The following is a 21,677-nucleotide window of genomic DNA, read 5'->3' as shown; positions in this document are numbered from 1 at the left end:
TATGATAACTGTCTGGAATATAGATATTTTCGACGGGAATAGTTGATTTGGTTATTCCTAGGGGACACACTTTTGACTGGTCGGGATCGATACCGATGCAATGCCCACGCTCCTCGTTCAGTCCTGTTCAGCCACTAAAAATCAGGTGACCAAACCAACCCGAGCTATAGAAGTGTACGATGGCTATTTTTTCAAAATTATCAAAAAAGCAATGAGAGAGGGCGCATTTAGATCAGATATTGAACTTCGAATTCTCTCGGCGGAGCACGGAATACTCTGCGCCGACGATGATATCACCAACTATGATCGACGTATGACGCCTTCGCGGGCTAGCGAATTACGCGAATACGTTACAGAAGACCTACGTCACTGTATCTCAACTGGTGATTATGAGACTGCTATTATGAATATGGGGTCTGTCTACACTCAAGCTGTTGGTGATATTTCTAACCATAATAATGTCGACATAGCCTATATCAAGGGGGATGGGATCGGAACAAAAGGTCGGAAGTTGAAACAAGTAGTACGCAATGATATGTGTAGCGAGGTGACTGCGTGATGGAGTCCCGGTCAGAGCAGTTCAAAAACGACATCTTTGAGATTTCCGCTGAGGCGGGTGACGCTCGAAGTGGAGTTTTGCGGATCGGCGACACGGAACTATCGACTCCGAACCTTCTTCCAGTTGTTAATTTCTATGCCGGAGGAACAGACGCAAGTCTGTATGGTGGCGGTATCCACCGAACTATCAAGGAGTTTATGAACGGAGACGAAGTCGTAAACGGTGGTGATTACAGCCGATATTTTGACGGAGTAATGACATCTGTTGCGTCGCTAACGGACTATGGGATCTCGAGAGAACGGTACGAAGACTACATTTCTGAACCGATCAGAGAACGCGATGTGTTTGATTTTGATGGCACCCTCTTTCTTGACTCAGGTGGATTCAAATTCCTTGGAGATAGCAGACTTGATGGTAGCGACTTTGAGGTCGAAGTTGATCAGGAAGCAATCGTGGAGATACAACGAAAGCTCGGAGGAGACGTCCTCGTAAATCTTGATCGGCCTATTGCACCCGATGATGATTATCCGACTCGCGTTGAGAAAGCAAGACTGACTGCCCAAAACGTCGACGAGTTCCTGAACTTAACCAGCCGAGACGACACACGGTATCTGACACTCCATGGGTACAACTACTCTATGCTCGATACGTTTCTTTCAGAGGTAGAGAAGGTCATCGGCCGGGACCGTGTCCATCGAGAGTTCGATGGAGTTGCCCTCGGGAGTCTCGTTCCACTCAAAGATAACAAGGAAAAGCTGATCACCGCTGTGAGTGATTGTCGTGAAGTCCTGGCTGACTGGGGATTCGAAGAGTTGCCTCTCCACGTCCTAGGGATCTCATCTAGTGCGATTCCCCTCCTAGCTGCAGTTGGTGCAGACACGTTTGATTCATCATCATACATTCATTCAGCGATTAACGGAAAATACGATACCTCGTTGTACAATTCTGAGCCTGTGGATGATGTTGATTTTTCGAAATGTGACTGTCAAGTCTGTAGTGATGATGTATTGGTGAAGCGTATGGAGGGAGATGCAGAGTATCAGAAAGACAAGCTTGGAGCGGTTGCGATGCACAACCTAATTATTCAAAAAGAAGAAATACAGAGAATGCAATCCGCGATTCAGAGTCCGGGAGACGGGGAGTTGATTTCATACATCGAGCAGTCACTGGGACGGGAGAAATCGATGCAACAGCACGCACACCGCGTTGTAAACGAATCACTTGGAGGATACTTCTGAATGTCAACAACGAAAACACCGCAAGTCAACGAAGTAAACGAATTTCTAGAGATCGCCAGCGACTTCGAGGATCCGCTTGAAGTGATCCGCGAGTCGCTGTCGAACAGTTATGATGCTGGTGCGACGGAAGTCGAAATTACCATTCGAGACCGACCGATTGGATCAGAAATCGTTATCGAAGACGACGGGGAGGGGATGGATCACGCTGATCTTGAGTCGTTCTTCGATCTCGGAAACTCCACGAAACGCGGCCGTCAAAACGGCTCGATCGGGTACAAAGGTCACGGAACGAAGATTTTCTACAAAAGCGAGGAGGTACTCGTCAATACCACGAAGAACGGGACCAACTTACGCGCACAGATGGATCAGCCGTGGGAAAAGCTCAATAACCGGACAATGCCCGAGTATGTGCTGAACGAGGAGGCAGTCAAAGAAGGGAACTCCGGGACGCACATCCGTATTACCGGATTCAAATCCGGGCACGGTTTCTCGCCAGCATCGCTCACCTACAACAAGATTGAGCACTACCTGAAATGGAAGACGCTCGCCGGATCAACAGGTCACTTCTTCACAGATGATTTCCCAGAAATGGAAATAACGGTCACCCTCGGTGACGAGATCGACGACACACGAGACCAACTGGTAATGAACAACAAGCTTGAGTTCCCGACCGAGCAGCGGAACCCCGGAGAGGGCCAGTTCTCGGAATCGCGGATGTGTAAACACTACCCGCCACGGGAACTCACTGTCGAAACCGAAAACGGAACGAAAACAACTGTAGAGGTGGTTGGAATGGTGGGAGGCAAAGACGCTCGTAACGAGCTCCCTACTTACGGAAAGCACTCGGCACAGTTCGGTGTCTGGCTGGCAAAAGACCACATCAAAGTTGAGCGGGTCAACGACACCATCTCACACGACAACGAGTTCCTTCATTTTTTCTTCATCGCAAACTGCCAAGACCTCGAATTATCGGCAAACCGTGAAAAGATACGGAACAAGTCTAGCCCGGTATATCAGGCAATTGTAGAGGAACTCAGCCACTATCTTTCGAAGATTGCATCAGATCCGTGGTTCAAAGATTACTTGTCTCACCGCCGCAAGGCGAAACTCACCCGCCGCGCAGAGTCCCAACAATCATCCATCGAAAAACGCGAGCAACGGATCCAAGACCGAAACCGATTCACGCCATCCAACGACGCCGAAGTCGTTCTCGGATTGGAGCGCTCGAACCGCTTTGGGGCTGAACCGGAGATTACAGTTGAAGATTACGACCCAAGTGCGGAGGTCAACGCGCTGGTTCGTCAGGATACCAACCTCTACGCGAGTTCGATTCATCGTCGGCTCACGGATCACTTTAAGGCGGATAAACCGCTTGAGAGCGTCGATAAGATCGTTTGTTGGTCGTACGGCGACCGCGACGAGCTAAGCGAGCTTGAGCGCTCAGGGTATCATAGTGGAGAGGTCACGATTGACCTTGAGAACGACCGACTAATCTATAATAATGGTCGTCGGCATAACATCCATATCGTCACGGTTCAGGACAGACTGTAGCAGATCCAATTGAGATTGTCTCCTCGCGGAACGACCGAACTTATCACATCCCATCCTCAATGACGTGTAGAGAATGGCATCGTTTGAGACCGACACGACTGACGATGCTGGCAACGCACGCCGCGGTACGATCCATACACCACATGGCGATGTCCAGACACCAGCGTTCTTCCCCGTAGTCAATTTTATTGGTGGACCCAACGAGAAGTCCGGCGGAATTTGGAGTCGATTGCGGAATCATCTCTTCGGAGAACCCGAGTTTCAAGGCGCGATGTTCCAAGCGATGAGTTTCTTGGATTTCAATATTACTCCCGAATCGCTTGAGAACTGGCGCTCGAAACCGATCCACGACCACTTCACAGATCATGAGCCGGTCAAGCCGTATCACTCACAGCCGGAGAGTTTCACTAAGCCGTTATTTGTAGACTCAGGCGGATTCAAGCTTCTAAACTCCGATACCTTCGGCGACCCGCCAACGGAGGGAGGCGATGATAATGACTGGGCTATCTACACGAATCCAGAGAGTATTCTAGACTTGCAGCTCGATTATGGCGCTGATATCATCGCTACCCTAGACTATCCGATCCCACCGAATCTGAACGATGAGGAGACGACTCAACGAATGGAAGACAGTATTGACAGCGCCATACGCTGTCTTGAACTCTTGGAGGATCAGCCAGATCCGCCCGCGGTGTATGTCGCTATTCACGGTCACGACTACGAAACGATCAATTGGTACGTCGGGACGTTCCTTGACCGTGCGACGCACATCGACAAGTCATTTGAGGGATTTGCAATCGGGTCACTCGTCCCACTCCGAACGAACGTCGAAATGCTGGTTGACATCGTGCAAGGTGCGAAGGATGCGATTCCTGCGGACCGGGAAAATGATCTCGGGCTTCATTTATTCGGGATTAGTGGTAAGTTCACGGCGCTCCTGACGCTTCTTGGCGCGGATTCATTTGACTCGTCAAGCTATGTGCAAGCAGCACAGTTCAAGAAATTCATCAATCGAGAGATCGGAGCTTCAGATGAGGAACTTGTCCGAAATCCGAACGCTTCGACACACGATTTGGGTGATTTTGGGGTTGACGTCAACCGGACAGCCGACGCACGATGGGCAGCGGACTGGTCGAAATTCACTGCGGATCAGATTCCCGACGACTGGGGTTGTCAATGTCCCGCATGTGAGCAGCTACGACGGATAGGTTTCGAGCAGCTGCAGGGCACAATGTATGACAGCGAGTCGTATGATCGAGACGGAGAATATATGAAGAGCGATTTTTACGCACTGATGAGCTATCATAACTTCTGTGTTTACCAAGACGAAATGAATCACGTGCGGGAGTTGATCAACGACGGTGGCGGCGAGTTACTTGAATACGTTGCCAAAATGGCTCGCAACGATGTCGGGAACATCAAACGAGCATTAAAAAGAGCAACAGTCCGAGACCGTGAATTGGCACAACAGCTCCGTGAGCGCGGCTACAATCGACTCACCACCGATCAAAGCGATGCAGATCAGGAACGGCTTGACTTGGATATCCCAGTCGATAACCAAGAAATCTCACTTGAGCATACACCGGAAGATTTCAACATTCTTCAACGGAAGGACTACCGGATCGGTGATGAGCGCGTACTGCTCATTATCCCGTGTAGCCAAACCAAACCGTATTCGAATTCCCGAACGCACCGTGTCGTAGCAGACGCAACCGCTGAGTGGAATGATCAGATCCACAAAGTGACTGTCTCTGGTATGTACGGCCCTGTACCCGAACAATACGAAAATTTCTCGCAGATCAAATCATATGAGTACGTGCTGACGAACGCTGAGAAACAACGCCAACAACTCGTCGTGAACCGTTTGACTTCCTACCTTGAAGAATACGGTTCACAGTTCGATGCCATCGTTGGCTATGCGACCAGCAAAACCTACCGCACCGTAATAGAGCAAGCGCTCTCCGAGTACGGAGATGGCGTTGTCCTCCCGAAAAACCCGAAAATGCGCGCACTCACTGAACACTTCAGAGCAACTCATCTTGAAGAGCTATCTGAGCACCTAAATGACGTGCTCTCATCGACACCACCCCAGTAGTCTCTGGACCCGCTATTGATAGCTTTGAGGCTCTCGGACCTCAGATCGGTTGTTCCAATCGCCAGTCACTCTCCTGTGGTTCAAGATTACTCGAATCAGATCCGGACTCTACAAGGATGCCAGAATGGTACAGCATCTGTTTAAATTGATACGCGACCACTGAACGGTACACGTGTGGTTCCAACAGTGAGGGAGTAATCAAGTCGCCATCGGCCGTCAGTACTGCAGACCGTGCCTCTTCTGTATCCCGAATGAAGAATTCGACCGCAAACGTAGCCGAGGTATCAAACAGATGCTCCACTACGGTAGGTAGAATCGGCGGCTGATCTTTGTTCTGAAGCTCTTGAATATGTTTTACGAGCATCTGTGTTGCGGGAAAAGAGAACACAACACGTCGGGCAATCAACGCCCAGTCAGGTGCTAGTTGAGTTAGTCTCGTCTGCTCTCCTTTCCATAATTTGAATTCTTCTAACACAGATTTCAATGATTGCTCGTGTTTTTGTAACCCGAATCGAAGCACTTCCTCACCCAAAGGAGATAGAACATCAGAGCCGTCTGGTTGCTTCTCTATCAGCCCGAGGAATGCAGCACCGTCTCTGGCACTTTTGAAATCTCCCACCACGTATTCTTCGAGAACATCCCTAGTCGGTTCGGGATGGTAGACACAGAACGGATACCCAAGATAGTTTTTTGGGCGGTTAAGATGAAACGACTGGTCAGCAACGCGCTGTGGACCGGCTTGGAAACGTATCGTCGATGCTTCTTGACCGACCTGTGTGCCAACTGCTCGCGGTTTCTCAAGTACCTCTACCGATTGGTTTTCCGTTACTCCGAGAACACCGATATTTAATTCTCGACCAAGAGCTCGGGTTTCTGGCGAGATAGAGCTGCGAGGAGCAGCTAAAAACCCCAGATTCGCCCCCTGTAGCCGGTTATGAGCTTGAACAATTCCCATCTCTGTGTCAACCTGCCCAGTCGATCCGTATCCCTTCGCTTCAACGACGGTTAGAGGTGGAGAGTCTAGGTCTCCGCAGTGACCTCGAAAGGAGTCACCTGCTATCGAACCAGCGCCAACAAGATCAGGATACCCTGAACCCACACGTACGTGATTGAATGGCGCTAGGGTCTCGGTTACTTCCTGCGGGATTGGAACATTATTCAACCACTGATCGGTTGAGAATTGAGTGTCGACAACGGTGTATCCTGAGCCAGTCTCATATCCGGTAAATAACTGCTCTTTTGTTGTTGCTAGCACTTCAGGCTCAGTCATTGACAGTGTTCCCATATACAAGGATAGCTATTCCAGCATCAAATAGATCCGTAGTGGTGTTCAGCTTAGGATGAACAGTTAGGCAGATCGATTAACGAGTGTTCAGGCTCGAGATTACTCTCTTTCACGGAAAAAGAGTGAGTTTGAGAGAAGGTTCAACGCGATCTAGGATCTTCAGTGAGTTGCCAGAGTGCTGTTGGCTCATGGACATATTCGATAAACTCCGCAGCATGAAGCCTATCTAGCCTCTTTGTTACAGTCGGTCGAGATAGACCTGTAAAATCCACAAGTGCACCCGTTGTGAGATTGCCTTTAGATACAAATTCATCAATCACTTTCTCAGTATTCTCGTCTATTCTCAGGGGCATATTTACGTTATGTCTTTTCTGGTTCCTCTTATCTCTCACCATACATATCTGTAAATATGATCTGTATTTACTATCCGTTAAGTATAAGTGAATAGGAGTGTTAGGAGAGATTGAACACTCGGTCCCACGGGGCAATCGATTAGAATGCCCGCGTGTTGGCGCACGCGGACCGGGTTCCCACACAGAAAGTAAGAACCCATGACAAAGAAGGACTTCAGCGGTCAAGAGAACGTCGATCAGTTAATTGAAGAGATAAATCAAGTGGAATTTTATGCGCTCGGGGAAGGGCCGGCGGTGTGTCAGGTGTGCGGGTGTGAGATCCGGGAAGGCGATGGGGTGACGGCGTATGCCTTCCGGGCGGCTGGCAACCCCATTTTTGAGATCGGATACGTGATGTGTGGGGCGGATAAGCATACGCACCCGACGGAGTTCATACGCGGCGTCGACGAGCTCGTGGTGACTGGTCGGGTTGGGCTGTGTTCTGATGTGGCGGTGCAGTCGTCGTGGTTGGTTCTGGTTGCGCGGTCGGTGGTGGTGGTGAGTGTGGCGTCGTCGGGGTCGGCTCGTGTGGTGGGTGATGCGGCGCGCGGTGCTGAGGCCCGGAGCACTACCGTCACTGAGCGTCGGGATGGTCCGATGCCGTTGCTGACGGCTGTCTGTGAGGATACTCGGGCTGATGGGGGTGGTTGGTGATGGTGCCGGAGTTTGAGACGTCGCATTTGGATCGTGAGGTGACGTTGCCGGACGACGTCGAACATCTCACACTTCCAGATCTGTACGTGGGACTCGAAATTCCGCTGCTCGCACCGGGCGATGGGATCGTGACCGATCGACACCATGCCTCGGCGGATCGGTATGAGGCGGACGACCCGCAGAACCAAATTGGGGGGATGGTGTCGCCGTTCCCACTCTCAGGGTGGCTCCGCCACGGCTGTGAACGTGTGGTGCAGGTGGCGGGCGGGTCGGCGTGTCATCCGGGTGAGGCGAATGCGGACTATATGCTCGAAGATGTGTATGAGCGTGACCTTGACGCCGGGTACCACGAGAAGGGCTCGTGCGTGGATGGCGACGCCGGCTGTGTCGTCTATGACTTGTTCGGAGGGTTTAATGATCGGGCGGGGCGGTTGGTCCGTCGGCCGCTCCGGTTTTCTCCGATTCGCCGGCAAGTCGACGTCCTGCAGGGCGAAGCGGAAGCGCATTATCGGCAACTGAATACGCAGGTGCGTTCACGGAACAGTGAGGATGACGGGCAGCCGTTGCGGATGGCGTCCCGAGACGTTGTCGGCAATCTCGTGGGGACGTGGAAACTCTCGCTCCGAGAACTGAAACCGGAGTACGTCGGGCTGCTGGTTGAGGCGGTTGATTACCTGGATGCGCATAGTGATGAGTTCGAACTGCAGTTGGGTGGGGCGCGGAATTTCGGGGCGGGGATGGTGGATGCGCGCGTCATCAACCCGCTGTACACGGACGCTGAGATCAAGCGGGTGTACAATCGCGCGCAGGACGCCACCTCGGGAATGACGTGGAAGGATGACCTGTGGCGGGAGTCAGTGCGTCAGCAGTTCGTGACGCCGCTGCAAGAGCGTGTGAACAGTATGGGGGAGCTGTGATGGCGCAAGCGAGTGACATAGTTAGCGTGGACCTGCGGGTGGCGTATCGGCACGATGTCCACAAACTGCGTGGTCGTCAGCACGGGTCGGGGTGTGACGAGCTGTTCGATGTGCCGGTTAATGACTCGGTTCCGCTGGGAGCGGATCGGGATGCGGCGTTGTTGAGCCGGCCGGACGGCGAACCCGAGCAGACGGTGGCGAATCACGCGTCGCCAGCGCGGCTGTCGCTGCTCACGGGCTCGGTACTCGAAACGGGGGTGGTCCCCGTACAGGATACTTCGATCACGCCGCTGGTTGATGGGTCGCCGGAAGAGTTGCACGCGGCGTGGTTGACGAGTGAGACTGCGTCGCTGGTGAATGAGTCGGTGTTTCTGCCGTATTCGTCGTTGAAGTATCACGTGTTGTTGGTGTCGGCGTTGCTTGATGCGTACCGGGCGGGCCACGTGTTTGATGACCTGTTCTTGGTTGTTGAACCAGCAGCGGACGCACCGCCAGGAGATGCGGATCGAGTGGTGAGACAGCAGGCGGCGCTCGACGTGGACGTGGTGGTGCCGCATCGAACGATCCTGTGGTTGGATGGGGTGACGATGCGGTTGACGGCGTCACCGGACGGGTCGGCGGCGTGGCTTGGTCCGGCGCCGGCTGAGTCGTTTGCGGATGTGTGGAGTCGCGTGTCTGGGTCGCCGGTGGACCGTGACACGGTATGGTGGCGACACGTCGACGCACAGCTCCGTCGCATCCGGTCGTGGTCGACGGCGCTACAGTACATTGAGGATGCTGTCGCGGGTGAGATGCGCGGCACGGTGGGGGTGGATGCGTGACCCGTCGTCACGGTCGTGACGGCCGGGCTGCTGACTCCGGTTATGCGATATGGTCGTGCGGTGAGTCGGCGGGTCGGACTGCGTGTCCGGTCGCGTTCCCGGCTCTCCAGGGTCGATGCGTCCCGGACCGCCCACTCCCGGGCGCGGGATCGTCGATCGCGTCGAGCTGCACAGGCGGGGTGTGGTGGTGTGCGGGTCGGGCAGTATGGTCGTGCGGTGAGTCGGCAGGCCGGACTGCGTGTCCGGTTGTGTTCCCGGCTCTCCAGGGTCGAGGGTCGTTGGACCGCCCGGTAGTACACGCCTCACCAGCGGTTCGCCGTGCGTTGCGGGTGCTTGGTGGGGCTGTGTCTCCTGCTGGTGGTGAGTGGTGGTTGAGTCGAGTGGGGGCTCGCTGTGGTGATGCAGTTACCCGGGATGGGTCGGTGTGTTATGATCTCGATGTGAACCGAAGGGGGTGTGGTGTGGTATGACGCGGATCCAGCAGGTCGTGTTCGAGTTGACAGCGCCGTACGCGGGGCGGCCGTATCACGTGTCGGGTCACGCGTTGTTTCAAGCGATCGCGGCGGACGTCGACGACCGGGCGCGACGCGAGTTACAGGTGAGCCACGGGGTGTTCACGCCGTCTGAGTACGGGTCGTACCCGGATGAGCATTCACAGGATGGGTATGCGGGGAAGCTCGGCGGGTCGCTCCCGCCGGTCGAGTCGTACGCTGATCTGTTCGTGTTTCGGGATGCGGCGCAGCGATGGTTGCAGGCGTCCCGGCCGCGTGAGGCGCAGAATACGATGGATGTCCAGTCGCACGGCGGGCGGCTCGCGGTCGCGCCGGAGTCGTTCTTCGGGGTGCCGGCACACCAGCGGAATTCGAAGCGCCGCGTGACATGGTACGTTCACGCGTATCTTCACAGTGAGCGCGAGGGCGTGCTCCCGCTTGATGAGAGCGTGCTTGATGGGATCCGGGTGGGCGGCGCGCGGAACTACGGGTTCGGGGAGATATCGCTTGTCGACTCACAGGTCGTCGATCTCGACGCGCTGTCGTTCGATGGGCTGCGGGGGCACGACCAGTACTCCATCGAGCTGGTGACGCCGTACGTCTTGCAGAGTGAGGCCCCGGACGCGGACACCCAGTCGGTGCCGTGGTGGTGGGATACGTCGGTTACGGGCATGGGAAGTGATGCGCCGACGCGAGACCGGCGGTTGCGTCGCCGCGAGGAGCGACTCGCTGGGGAGTCGGTGTACGACTTGGCGACGATCGATCACGGGCAACTTGTCGGCTACGCCGGAAACGACCCGATACAGACGGCGAAAAACGGCGTGTTGCGAATCGGAACACACGCACGATTCGGGTTCGGCGAGCTGCGGGTGCGGCCGGCGGGTCGTGATCGCGTGCCGGAGCGTGAGGGGGTGGTGTGATGCTTGAGCAGGTGGCGTTCGATATTGAGACGACTGGATTTGACATCAGTGATGAGGTGACGGTCGTCGGGTTTGCGATGCCGATGGGTGTCCGGGTGTTCGTCCAGACCGCTGGGCGGGCCGCCGGCGATGTCGAGGCCAGCGTGTCGGCGCGGCTGTCGGACACACTTGTGAATGTGTCGACACACCCTGATGAGTCCGCGCTGTTGGCGGCTGTCGCGGCGTTCATCGGTGACCGGATACAGGACGCGGAGTCGTTGCTCGTTGCGTTTAACGGTGAGGTGTGGAGTGGCGGGTTCGATCTGCCGTTCCTGCGGAGTCGGTACGCGGCGCATAGGATGGCGTGGCCGTTCGATGTGGCGTATGCGGACGTGTTGCCGGTGATTTCGGATCGGTTCAACACGATGGTTGACGGTGAGGAACAGCGCGGGTTGGCGGCTGTGTACAGGCTGCTCGGCGACGGGTCGCATAGTGACCTTGATCCATTCGAGGACAGTGCCGCGGCGGTGACCGCCTTCGAAGACGGGCGGTTCGTGGAGCTCGTGCTGCATAACGTGGCGGATGTGTTGCGGACGCGGGCGCTCGGCCGGATTGCTGAACGGTACTGTAGCAAGGCAGAGTTCAACGTGAAATCGTTGACGCCAACGAGGTCGAGTTGAGATGCAGGTGCCGGGAGTCGTAGCCGCGTGGCGGGCTGGGCAAGTGCGTGACTGGGTGGTGCCGCCGGACTGACGCGCGGTGTCGACAGGCGGTTCCATCGGTGCTGTCGGTGCGGAGTGAAGCAATACACCAAGACTCACGGCAGCGCAGTGCAGTATCGGTCGCAACTGAACACGACGTGAACTGAGAGACAATATGGCAGAAGCTGATACACGACCCCGAGCGGATGAATCAAGCAGTCCAACTACAGACGGCAAGGACGCCGGGACGACGAGCCCTCGTGAGTGTCACGAGACGGTTGACCCGGCGACGCGCGACGAGGTCCTGACGGAGTACCAGCATCGGTGCCAGGCGTGCGGGCGACGCGGGCCTGAACAAGGCGGGCTGGCGACGCTGCACGTCCATCACATCGAGCGGGACCCCGACGGGATAGACGAGCACGACCTGGAGAATTTAACGTTGCTGTGTCGGTCGTGCCATAGTTGGTTCCACCAGCAGAGTACGCCGGATGAGTTGCCAGTGGATATCACTGAGGAAGATGAGAGTGTGCTGCTCCCGCAGGACATCGAGATCCTGCGGTACTTGGCCGATGAGGGGCCGGCGCGGACCGGTGAGATCTCGAACGGGTTGACGGCTGAGTTGTCCGTCACCACGGTTCGGGAGCGGCTGGCGTTGCTGATGGGGCTTGACAATATGGTCGACTCTCGGGACCAGCAGATCGTCGATCAGGACGCTGACACCGGTGAATGGGGCTTGACCGAGCAGGTTGAGCAGTCAGCGCGTGGGCATATCCCGTCTGATCCACAAGCGTTGATTCAGCGTGTTGAAGACGAGCAAGTCAGGCAGGCATTAGAACGCGGGTGTGACCGGCAGGAGATTATGGACGTGCTCGATGTCTCTCGTCGGACCACGTTCCACAAGGAAAAACGCGCGATGGCGTACGATTTCCCCCTCGATGCGTTCCGACGCAGCGGGGACGGTGGGCAGCACCCGGCGGGTCCTGCGGCGGGCGAGAGTGAGTCTGATCCGAGTGGTGCTGGTGCCGATGGCCAACAGCAACTGGATGCTGTTGGTGACGAGACTGCGGATGATTGTCAGACTGGCCCCGTAGTTTCCGGGGAGTCTGCACAGCAGAGCCCTGTTGAGGACAGTGAGGTGACGGTGGATGAGGGTGATCCGGAGCTGCGAGAGCAGTTGGAGACGGCGATTACGGCGTTGCAGCGGATTACGTAGGTTGGCTTCGGCGGCAACACCGAAAATCATTGTCTCAAATCACGCAACATATTTATAAATGTATTGCGTGAATTGAGATAGAGTGCTCTCTGAATCGGAACTCACCGTTCTCTCGTATCTCAGCACGGCGGTAGACGAAACCCTGACCCAGCGAGAGTTAGCGGACGAACTGGATTGGGATCCGGGTCATACTTCTCGTGTCGTGTCGGGACTGGCAGAGAATGGGCTGCTCATTAGAGAGCAGCGGGACGGGCGGTACGAAATATCACTCTCGAACGCGGAACCGACCGAACGATTCGGTGATCTCGTACGCGAATTCCCGCACGTTGATTTCCCTGATCTACTCGCTGGATCGACGATCCAGCTGCTCTATTGTTTGACTGGTGAGCGAACCGCAGCGGAACTCACCGAATGGACCGGCGTGAGTCGAGCGACAGTCTATCGTCGACTCAAACAGTTACGAAACGTCGGAATTATCACGAAACACGACACTCGATTCGCCCTCACAAGTCAATTCGAAGGAGTGGCCGCGTTTGCACGGTCGCTTGTTCAGCATATGCACCGACAGGAAGCACGCAACTACGCTGTTGGCGTCCGGCTTATCTGGACAGATGTCGGCGAGTATCTGTTCAGTTGCCGAACGGACGTGACTGGCCCACGCTTTCATCAGACTGGACCGGACGCGCTTGATCAGTATGGAATTTCGCTGTTAACACGTGAGCAGCAGTACTATTTCCGCTCCGAGGAGCGACCCGAACTCACACCTGGCGATCTCGTGTGCCATCTGCTGTTGATCGACGATGGTGCCCGGTACCGCTCGTACTGCCTGTTACTGATCGCGGTCTGTGAGATTGACAGAGACGGGCTGATCCAGACGGCGGAACGGTACGATCGGGAAGCCGAGATTGACCTCAGTACGATCGTTCAAGACCTCTGTACGTACCTCGAATCCAACGGTGGCGTATCTGGGGAGCAGCTTCCTGAATGGGACACGTTCAAATCGACAGCCGCTGAGTACGATATATCCGTATGACGCCCCGGCCACAGTTCGACGCTGCGTATATCGAAGCAGAGCTGCAAGACCTCGGTACAACGCTACGTACCGAGGTCACGGCCTTTCTCATCGGCGGCGGGGCAATGGCGTTTCGAGGGCTGAAGGATACGACCAAGGATATTGACTTGGTGGTCACAACCGAGACGGAATTCGACCGGCTGCTTGCTGCGTTAGATGCCTCTGGATACGAGGAAGTGTCCGAACTCGGCGAGACGTACCGGCAATTGGGTGCCAGACTTTGCGTTGAAAACCAGGATGGGTGCCGAATAGACGTATTCAACCGCCAGGTTGCCAACAAACTCATCTTCAGCGACGGGATGCAGCAGCGAAGCGAGGAATACCTCACAGCTACCCAACTGTCCGTCCAGTTAACCGCGCTGGAAGATATTTTCCTGTTCAAATCAGTCGCTAAGCGTCCTGACGACATTGATGATATGAATACGCTGGTACAGACAAGCCTGGACTTCGAGGCGATCGAGAGCGAAATCGCAGCCCAAGTTGAGTTACTGAACGGAAAGCAGTTCACGACGCATATCCGCGAGTCGCTTGACGACTTATACGATCAATACGAGGTACAAACACCGCTCGAAGACGGTGTCGATGAGTACTACGCGCAGTATATGGACGAGTTGGAAGTCAGGCTCGTCTTGAGCGAGGACGAGCCGATGTCGGTCGAAGCGATTGCAGAGGAACGCGGGCTCGACCGGAGTCACGTTGAGGAGCAACTGCGGCGACTCGAAGCGTACGGGTACGTAGAGGAGGGGGACTCAGGGTTCGTCGATACAGGCAAACGAGATGAATTCAATGACTGAGGGCAGGAATCACGCTCCGATGCTCGCTGTTGGTGCAGTTCTCGTGAATCGGTGATGGCTGCGACACCGACGCGAAACACTCACGTCGAAAAGCCGCGTGGGAGGGGGAATCGTCGGGGGGACGACGAACCAAATTCGGTTGTCAGAGGCACACGATTTGGGTTTCCCGCGCGGCAACTGATCGTTGTACAGTCAAGTTATTAACTGTTCTGCGAGCGATGTCCAGTTACCATACCTCAAATATGGACATACGGGCTTTACTGAGCGATTGCACTATATCGAGCTGTCAACTGCTGATGATTTCAACAGAGCCGTTGTGTAGTAACCTCAACGACTCAAACGCCATACACATTCAAAAGAGCGGATCAACAAGTTCAGCAGTATGTTTTGCCGTTCCGACGGTACTCAGAACATCTTTAGACTCAGTCGATGGAATTCTCCACGAATAGTGGATGGAAGGTCTCGGAAAGCGTGATGAGTTCATCGACGATCGCGTCGACATACGAATCGTATTCCGGGTCCTGGACGGCATCTTCGTGCCAGACCTTCGTATTGATGATGTTCTTCTTGCGATGGGGATGCCACTCATAGTTTGATAGAGAGTCCACGTGTTGAGAGGCGATTGCTGTGAGTGCCTCTCGCTCTGAGTCGGTCAATCCCTCTATGCTAGCAATCTGTAGTCGAACGGTCGATCGTCCACTCTCACCTGTCTCACCGATATACACGTCGTACTGGACCGCATCTGGATGTTGCGGGTGCGTCGATCGGAACCCCGCACGCTTTTTCAAATCAACCGTCTGGACGAGATCCGAAATTTCGGTCTTCGTCTGGAATTGGTTAGCGATGGATCGCAGCACACCGGATGCATCGGTTGTCGGAGATCTACCTCTCCGCATCCCCGACTCGAATACCGTCGAGAAGAACGCCGCACTATCGTGGGTAGCATCTTCGAGATAGTCGAGTACGTCCTCGTACCGGATGATCGAGTCGAATTCTGCTTCGTCTTCGTCCGATACGTAGCTCTCCGGCGCTACCAGACAGACAGTAAATGAATCCCACGACCCACGATCAACCCGGTATTGCCCTCGATTAAAATACCGCTCAACTTGATCCGGTTGCTTACTCGCGTCGATCTTGTCTTCAATCAAGACCAAGTGCCGGTCACCCGACACCGACCGAAATCCGAATTCAACATCTGACTCCCCTTCACCAGCGTACGTCGCGTGCATAACGCTCCCGAGGTAGCGACTGATTTCGAGGTCGGGGACGGCTTGGCGAACAAACCACTGCCTGAAATCCACCGAGGTCTCAAGCAACTGGACGAGTATGAAATCAACTTCCTGTTCACCAGCACTTGCGATTGATTCACCGTTCTCAATGTCCATTTACCAGCCAAACAGGAGCTCACAAATATTCGTTCTTCCGCTCAGTGAGTGGTTTTGAGCGGCTAAACTGATTGGCGATATTGACTGGTGTATCTCGAACACGGCAGTCTACTCTGAAATCTGGAAGCGCTCTATCTCATCTGACCCACATTTGGGACACTCGTCTGCGCCTGACGCAAGAGTCTCACCGCACTGGCGGCATTCCACGACTACCTCTGTCTCGTCACCGGGCAGTAGTCGAGTCAGTACTGCGCGGACACTCATAGGATCCGGAGTTTTGGTGGCTGTGAGTTAATGCTACTGGTAATCAGTATCCTCCCGGAAATCCGGTGCGTTCAACCCGTAAAGCTGCCAAAGGCTTACGTTCAAGGCCGGATGACATTCATTTGGAAGGACCGCTGTCACACGCTCCTTCCACCCCCTTTCCATGAATGCTGATGAATCGTTCCTCGGTCGCTGTCCGGAATGTGGTGAGGACATCTCGGAAGCGTGGGTTCTTGTTGAGTACGAGAAGGACGACGGCACCGAGGGCGTGTGGACCGAGTGTCCAGCGTGTGAGAACGTTGTAGCCCCGGAGCAGACAGCAGAGTAAAGTGTTCTTTGTCGCGTAGCCGGAGTAAGGTCTACAAATGGAGATTTCAGAGGAACTTCGGTGTCTGTTCTCGGGCACGGTCGAAGAGCGTAATGGGTCATATGTGGTTGAGGTACCGGAACAAGAACTCCGTCTTGGCGACCTACAAGCAAACGAAATGTACCGTGTGGCTGTTCTGCCAGGACCCGCAACCAACGAGGCCGACAACACTGACACCGTTCCACAGTCCGAGCAACCACCACAGAAACCCCCCGTCAAGGTAGGCGAACAACGGACCGTCGAAATCGAAAACATTGGTGACCAAGGCGACGGGATTACCCGTGTTGATCGCGGGTTCGTCGTTATCGTTCCCGACACTGAACAGAGCGAACGTGTCACTATCGATATTACTGATGTACGTGAGAATGTCGCCTTCGCGGAAGTTGTTGAGCGCGTAAGTTACTACGAGTAGTTGAATCGTTTCATCCTCTTCGTCTGTGGGCGGGACCGCGTGATCGATACGCAGTATTCAGATGCTGTCTAGCGCGGACTAGTCTATTTCCGGGATTGCTTCGAATAGTGACCGTACTTGGCCCATCCTCTGTATTTTGTACACCTCTTGTAACAAGTTTCTCTCAATCCGGAACTCAAACTGGGGAACAAGACGTACGGGAGCAGCAGATTGATCGACCCATCCACCACAAAGTTAATGCTTATTGGACATATATTTCTATCTAATTATGTCCAAAGGACATTTCGGGTCGGCGGGGGCGAGTATCGAGTACGGTGCTGCTGGCTGTCTCTTTCCCGTCGATGACCTGGATGCGACGGTGCGCCAGTACCGTGATGCCCAGCTCGCGCTCAACGACGTTGATGGCGAGGATGTCATCGTCGTCGCCCCAACGAACCTCGCAACCAGTTACTTCCTCACCCAGCACGCGCTCACCGCGATCCCCGTCGACAGTCTCCCCACCGCGGTGCACACCGAGGTCGGCGATGTATTAGAAGCCCCACTCGATACGTTTGACCTCATTCAAATCGGCAAGTGGAACAGTACCAGCACGAACCACTCACTCGCCGAATTCACGGACGCGTAACCATAGACTCGTGGGAGCACTACCCCAGCAACTCAGACGAACAAATGACGACTAATGACTGAGACACCCGCTGATGAGTACCCAGAAGCCACCCCATATATCCAGCAAGCCGTTGATGAGCACGGCGAAGACTGGGTGTTGGAGCACTACTACGAGCAGCTCTACCCGCTTGGGCAGGTGATGGCGATGCCTGAGAAGGATGAGCTCCCGTTTTACGACGAGGATGAGCACGAGACGATGACCGAAGAGGAACGAGTGGAAATGTACCAGATATGGGCGCAGTACCGGGAAAATCGCCGCACGGGAACGAAGCCTGGCGAATGACCTCCCCCTGACGTTTTTCTCTGGCGTAGTCGTTGAGTGACGTATGGATTCAGATCGAGCCAGTGGGATGTTGCTTGGGTTAGCGTGTGGGGATGCGCTTGGCCGGCCGGTTGAGTTCAACTCCGCGTCGGAGATCAGTGCTGAGCACGGCCGACTCGACGAGATGATTGGGCACGGCACGTGGAACCAGCCCGCGGGCACGATCACAGACGACACCGAGCAGGCGCTGTGCATCACACGGAGCCTCGCCGAACAGCAGGGTTTCGACCCAGCAGACATCGCTGACCGGTTCGTCGCGTGGTACGATAGCGGCCCGTTCGACATCGGGCGGATGACGATGAAGTCGCTCAGCCGGCTCAAACACGGCGACGCGTGGGACGAGGCGGGTAAGCACGTTTGGGAGCAAAGCCGAGAAGGGCAGAACGCGGGGAACGGGAGTGTGATGCGGTGCCCGCCGCTCGCTATCCCGTACGCGAGTGACTGGGACCGACTCGCCGAGGTGAGTCGCCAATCCTCGCAGATCACGCACGCGGATCCACGGTGTACAGAGGGCTGTGCGGTTCTGAACCTCACGGTGGCTGGTCTCCTCGAAGATGTGGACACACCGTTGCAGGACGCCCTCGACTACGTCAGTGTAGACGCGCCTGATGAACTCGTGACGGCGCTCGAACCACTCGCACGTGGTGACTCACCCGGCACGCTGGAAACGTCAGGGTACGTTGTGCATTCGCTGCAGACGGCCCTCCACGATGGCCTCGTTTCGGACAGTGCCGAGGAAGCGGTAGTGACGGCCGTGAATCGCGGCGGTGACACGGACACGATTGGCGCGATTGCGGGTGCGGTCGCTGGGGCACGGTTCGGGGCGTCACAGCTTCCGGATCGATGGCTGAATGCTATCGACGAGACCGACGAACTCGAAACGTTGGCCAAGCGACTCGTCGACGTAGCATGATGTACATCCTGGCGTTCGATCGGGACTGGACGGTGGACGTGAATCCGCATCCGCGGCGAGAAGCGGTGCCGCTTGAGTGGGTGCGGTACTGGGCACACGAAGCCGGTCATGAAGTCTGGGCGATCGGGAATCAGGACCTCGTCGAGGAAGCAGATATCCCGGGCACAGTGGAGTCAATTCGGCGGCGTGACGAGTACATCGATGCGCTTGGTGAGCAGGACGAGTACGGGTACTATGAGTGGTGGCCTGAACGTGAAGAACGCCTCCGCATTCTCGCGGAATTGTTCCCGGATGCCGAGGGATATATCGCCGTCGACGATCTCGATCTGGGGCACGTCGATGGCTGGGAGCACTACCACGCGTGGGACTTCGTCAAGCACATCCGACAAGGAGAGATCGGGCTGACTGTCCCGCCCACAACCGACCTAGTATCAGATAGAGGTATTTGAATCAGAAGTCACGGTGTGAGACGCCATTCGACACTGCGAAGGGAAGCTATAGTTGGGTTTGCGTTAGCTCCATAGCTTTCTCTGTCGGTCGGAGCATATGGTTTTTGTCGCGTCGATAATATCCTTCAAGTTCGGATTCGAGGTAGGCGTGGACTTCAGTCCCGGTCTTTACTCCCCAAGCCTCTGCGAGTTCGCCGTTCGATGTTGGTTCCAACTCGACGAGGTCGCCGAGACGGTCTAGCGCTTGATCGGACAAGTCGTGGTCGGGACGTGGGCGTTGATACTCGATGAGCGTGTCGAGTAAGGAAACTTCCTGCTGTAGTGCGTCATCGATGTCGTCTGCTGTCTCGTCGATGTAGGTCTGAATCGTCCGGAACTTCTCTTGATATTGCTCTGGGACGCGGAGCTGGTCGGAGTCTCGTTCCCACTGTCCGTGTTGCTGGCCGTTCATCGGAGTCCAGTCGTCGTTGCCACGTACGGCGGTGAGCCAGTCTTGAAGCGTGCTGGCATACCGGGCGAGACACACCGCTTTTTTGATTCCACTTGTTTCGAAGTGCTCTGGTGACTCAGCAGCGGGTGAGATGTGAACTCGATCCGATTCGATGGTGCCGTCGATCTCTTCCCAACTTGCAACAAGATCCATCGACTCCGAGGGAGAGTCATCGAGACGTAACAGTATGACTCCACCTCGAGTTTCGCCGTCGGTCGTTGGCGATGGGAACAATGTTGAGACGGACATGATTTTGCCGGTCGATCGGTCCGAGTTGGGACTCCCGTAGATGGCGTCGATCTCGCCATCTCCGTCCAGCTCCAGTTGGAGATCGAACACTAGTGGTGTGACCATATACTCGAATTCGTCGTCGAGTCGTTGCTTGAATTCCGTAGCGGAGTGGACGAAGTAGTGGTTTGCTCCCCGGATTTTCGAGAGTGAGTCCGCCAGATCAGGGTTTTCGTCGAGTCCCATCCCAATAAACGTCGTGTGGATGCCTCGTGTCGCTGCGTCCGCAACCGTGTCGGTGATCGTGTTGCTCCCGGTTGCACCAGTATTCGGCATCATATCCGTCAGGAATACGATCCGGTTCTCGATTTGCGTCGCATCTGCATCCTCGTGGTCTGCGAGGAGATCGATCGCGGTCTCAAGGCCGGCACTCATATTTGTTCCACCACCAGCTGTCACATCACGAATGTGGCCACGGATCGCGTCCATATCTGTCTCGCCGACGAGCGAGAGTGGTTTGGCGATGTGGGCTTGTGAGTTATAGAGGACGACTCCGAGCCGATCGTCCGCTTCCAAGTGCGTGGTGAGGGCTGCGAGGGAGTCTGTCGCAGCAGCCATTTTCGTTGTACTCGATGCCGAGTCCACTGATCGGCGTTGCCCGGATTCATCGTAGTAGTACTGATCGAACTGGCTGCCCATCGATCCGGAGACATCGAGAACGGCGACCAGGTTGATTTGCCGGCGTTCGAACTCTTCGACGCTGATTGTGGAATTGAGGCCGACGGTCAGGTAGTGTTCGGTCCGATCTGTGAGGGGATGGTTGGTGACTGCCGTGCTGTACGATGGATAGAAGAGACTGTTCTTGTCGTCGCGGTCATCGCCTGTGTCGAAGTAGTAGTCGTAAAACAGTCCTTCAGTTGTGAGTGCATCGTCGCCAGGCAGATACCCCTCTGAGATATTGTCCCGAAAGTTATCGATGTCCTTGGCACCACCAGTAGCCATCCCGAGCGATTCTGATGTATCGGCCATTGACGACTCCAGCATGGCCGCTTCATCTGCATAGTTTTCGACTGGTCGTCCGCCATGTGCGAGATACCGATCTAATTCACCTTCGGGAATTGATAGCGAGCAATCAGTACACCGATAGTGGTGCTGAGGGGTGCGAGGACTCTTTGATTCTCGGAACGGTCGCCAATCATCCGTGTCCGTGAGCTGATGGAGTGCTGATTCTTCGGTGATTACGAGGTGTAGGCCTTTGTGTCCTTGTTGGGTGAGTGCGCTACTGACTGCGTTTGGAAGTGATTCGACTCCGGGCTCGAAGGTTAGATCTGAGCCACATTCGGGGCAGTCGTGAGACGCGGCTTGCTCGAACTGATCTGGGAACGCGTCCTGGGCGTTGAAATCGGGGTTAATGCCGAGTCCATGTTCTATGCGATACGTCTCCCCGATTGCCAGCGAGTTCATTTGATCAGCAACACTGCCGACGATGAATTGATTTC

The 21,677-nt window shown here is 55.3% G+C and carries 22 protein-coding genes; 18 read left to right on the top strand and 4 right to left on the bottom strand.

Annotated features, from left to right (window positions below; translation table 11 throughout):
* Positions 1–100 precede the first annotated feature (100 nt).
* From AXA68_RS16685 to AXA68_RS16000, 4 genes are all read left to right on the top strand, one after another.
* On the top strand, positions 101–559 hold the full coding sequence (locus AXA68_RS16685; RefSeq protein ID WP_157884796.1) for a DUF6884 domain-containing protein: 459 nt from the start codon (positions 101–103) through the stop codon (positions 557–559).
* Positions 559–1,797, top strand: a complete 1,239-nt coding sequence (locus AXA68_RS16005; protein WP_232745078.1) for a tRNA-guanine transglycosylase — start codon at positions 559–561, stop codon at positions 1,795–1,797. The genes AXA68_RS16685 and AXA68_RS16005 overlap by 1 nt, the downstream gene beginning before the upstream one ends.
* Positions 1,798–3,348 carry an ATP-binding protein gene (locus tag AXA68_RS08300; RefSeq protein WP_232745077.1) on the top strand — a complete coding sequence of 517 codons (1,551 nt, stop codon included), beginning with the start codon at positions 1,798–1,800 and terminating at the stop codon, positions 3,346–3,348. It abuts the gene before it with no gap.
* A 73-nt stretch (positions 3,349–3,421) separates the two neighbouring features.
* Entirely contained in the window at positions 3,422–5,443 is a 2,022-nt protein-coding gene (locus AXA68_RS16000; RefSeq protein WP_232745076.1) for a tRNA-guanine transglycosylase, read from the top strand.
* Positions 5,444–5,483: 40 nt separating this feature from the next.
* Here the strand turns inward: AXA68_RS16000 and AXA68_RS15995 are convergent, their stop codons facing one another.
* Complete coding sequence (locus tag AXA68_RS15995) at positions 5,484–6,728, bottom strand: hypothetical protein (protein WP_080505189.1); 1,245 nt, start codon at positions 6,726–6,728, stop codon at positions 5,484–5,486.
* A gap of 140 nt (positions 6,729–6,868) precedes the next feature.
* Positions 6,869–7,123, bottom strand: coding sequence for a MarR family transcriptional regulator (locus AXA68_RS15990; protein ID WP_232745075.1), 255 nt, complete (start codon positions 7,121–7,123; stop codon positions 6,869–6,871).
* Positions 7,124–7,279: 156 nt separating this feature from the next.
* Between AXA68_RS15990 and AXA68_RS08290 the strand changes: the two genes are divergently transcribed.
* The 8 genes from AXA68_RS08290 (at position 7,280) to AXA68_RS08255 (ending at position 14,682) form a co-directional block, all read left to right on the top strand.
* Positions 7,280–7,774 carry a hypothetical protein gene (locus AXA68_RS08290; protein ID WP_232745074.1) on the top strand — a complete coding sequence of 165 codons (495 nt, stop codon included), beginning with the start codon at positions 7,280–7,282 and terminating at the stop codon, positions 7,772–7,774.
* Entirely contained in the window at positions 7,774–8,691 is a 918-nt protein-coding gene (locus tag AXA68_RS08285) for a hypothetical protein (RefSeq protein WP_066415232.1), read from the top strand. The genes AXA68_RS08290 and AXA68_RS08285 overlap by 1 nt, the downstream gene beginning before the upstream one ends.
* Complete coding sequence (locus tag AXA68_RS08280) at positions 8,691–9,512, top strand: hypothetical protein (RefSeq protein ID WP_066418456.1); 822 nt, start codon at positions 8,691–8,693, stop codon at positions 9,510–9,512. The genes AXA68_RS08285 and AXA68_RS08280 overlap by 1 nt, the downstream gene beginning before the upstream one ends.
* 466 nt (positions 9,513–9,978) lie before the next feature.
* Complete coding sequence (locus AXA68_RS08275) at positions 9,979–10,923, top strand: hypothetical protein (RefSeq protein ID WP_066415231.1); 945 nt, start codon at positions 9,979–9,981, stop codon at positions 10,921–10,923.
* On the top strand, positions 10,923–11,582 hold the full coding sequence (locus AXA68_RS08270) for a hypothetical protein (protein WP_198530038.1): 660 nt from the start codon (positions 10,923–10,925) through the stop codon (positions 11,580–11,582). Before AXA68_RS08275 ends, AXA68_RS08270 begins: the two co-directional genes overlap by 1 nt.
* A gap of 196 nt (positions 11,583–11,778) precedes the next feature.
* Positions 11,779–12,816 (top strand): HNH endonuclease, encoded by a 1,038-nt coding sequence (locus AXA68_RS08265; RefSeq protein ID WP_066415229.1) that lies wholly within the window; start codon positions 11,779–11,781, stop codon positions 12,814–12,816.
* A gap of 82 nt (positions 12,817–12,898) precedes the next feature.
* The gene (locus AXA68_RS15985) at positions 12,899–13,849 is read left to right on the top strand and encodes a MarR family transcriptional regulator (protein ID WP_080505187.1); all 951 of its coding nucleotides are present in this window, start codon (positions 12,899–12,901) and stop codon (positions 13,847–13,849) included.
* Positions 13,846–14,682, top strand: coding sequence for a DUF6036 family nucleotidyltransferase (locus AXA68_RS08255; protein ID WP_066415224.1), 837 nt, complete (start codon positions 13,846–13,848; stop codon positions 14,680–14,682). The genes AXA68_RS15985 and AXA68_RS08255 overlap by 4 nt, the downstream gene beginning before the upstream one ends.
* Before the next feature lie 422 nt (positions 14,683–15,104).
* Here AXA68_RS08255 and AXA68_RS08250 read toward each other — a convergent pair whose 3' ends face one another.
* Positions 15,105–16,067: a hypothetical protein gene (locus AXA68_RS08250; RefSeq protein ID WP_066415218.1), complete on the bottom strand. Its 963-nt coding sequence runs from the start codon at positions 16,065–16,067 to the stop codon at positions 15,105–15,107.
* 427 nt (positions 16,068–16,494) lie between these two features.
* Between AXA68_RS08250 and AXA68_RS17085 the strand changes: the two genes are divergently transcribed.
* The 6 genes from AXA68_RS17085 (at position 16,495) to AXA68_RS08230 (ending at position 19,460) form a co-directional block, all read left to right on the top strand.
* Positions 16,495–16,659, top strand: a complete 165-nt coding sequence (locus tag AXA68_RS17085) for a DUF7837 family putative zinc-binding protein (RefSeq protein ID WP_198530037.1) — start codon at positions 16,495–16,497, stop codon at positions 16,657–16,659.
* 37 nt (positions 16,660–16,696) lie between these two features.
* Positions 16,697–17,110 carry a TRAM domain-containing protein gene (locus AXA68_RS15980; RefSeq protein WP_198530036.1) on the top strand — a complete coding sequence of 138 codons (414 nt, stop codon included), beginning with the start codon at positions 16,697–16,699 and terminating at the stop codon, positions 17,108–17,110.
* Positions 17,111–17,378: 268 nt separating this feature from the next.
* Positions 17,379–17,735: a hypothetical protein gene (locus AXA68_RS08245; RefSeq protein ID WP_066415216.1), complete on the top strand. Its 357-nt coding sequence runs from the start codon at positions 17,379–17,381 to the stop codon at positions 17,733–17,735.
* Between the two features lie 54 nt (positions 17,736–17,789).
* Complete coding sequence (locus tag AXA68_RS08240; RefSeq protein WP_066415214.1) at positions 17,790–18,059, top strand: hypothetical protein; 270 nt, start codon at positions 17,790–17,792, stop codon at positions 18,057–18,059.
* A 43-nt stretch (positions 18,060–18,102) separates the two neighbouring features.
* Positions 18,103–19,011, top strand: coding sequence for an ADP-ribosylglycohydrolase family protein (locus tag AXA68_RS08235; protein ID WP_066415212.1), 909 nt, complete (start codon positions 18,103–18,105; stop codon positions 19,009–19,011).
* Positions 19,011–19,460: a hypothetical protein gene (locus AXA68_RS08230; protein WP_232745073.1), complete on the top strand. Its 450-nt coding sequence runs from the start codon at positions 19,011–19,013 to the stop codon at positions 19,458–19,460. Before AXA68_RS08235 ends, AXA68_RS08230 begins: the two co-directional genes overlap by 1 nt.
* Positions 19,461–19,506: 46 nt before the next feature.
* Here AXA68_RS08230 and AXA68_RS08225 read toward each other — a convergent pair whose 3' ends face one another.
* A complete protein-coding gene (locus tag AXA68_RS08225; protein ID WP_080505186.1) occupies positions 19,507–21,642 on the bottom strand; it encodes a DUF5797 family protein in 2,136 nt (711 codons plus the stop codon).
* Between the last annotated feature and the right edge of the window lie 35 nt (positions 21,643–21,677).

The organism is Halorubrum aethiopicum (genome assembly GCF_001542905.1).
GTDB lineage: Archaea > Halobacteriota > Halobacteria > Halobacteriales > Haloferacaceae > Halorubrum > Halorubrum aethiopicum.
This window is presented reverse-complemented; position numbering and strand designations above follow the sequence as displayed.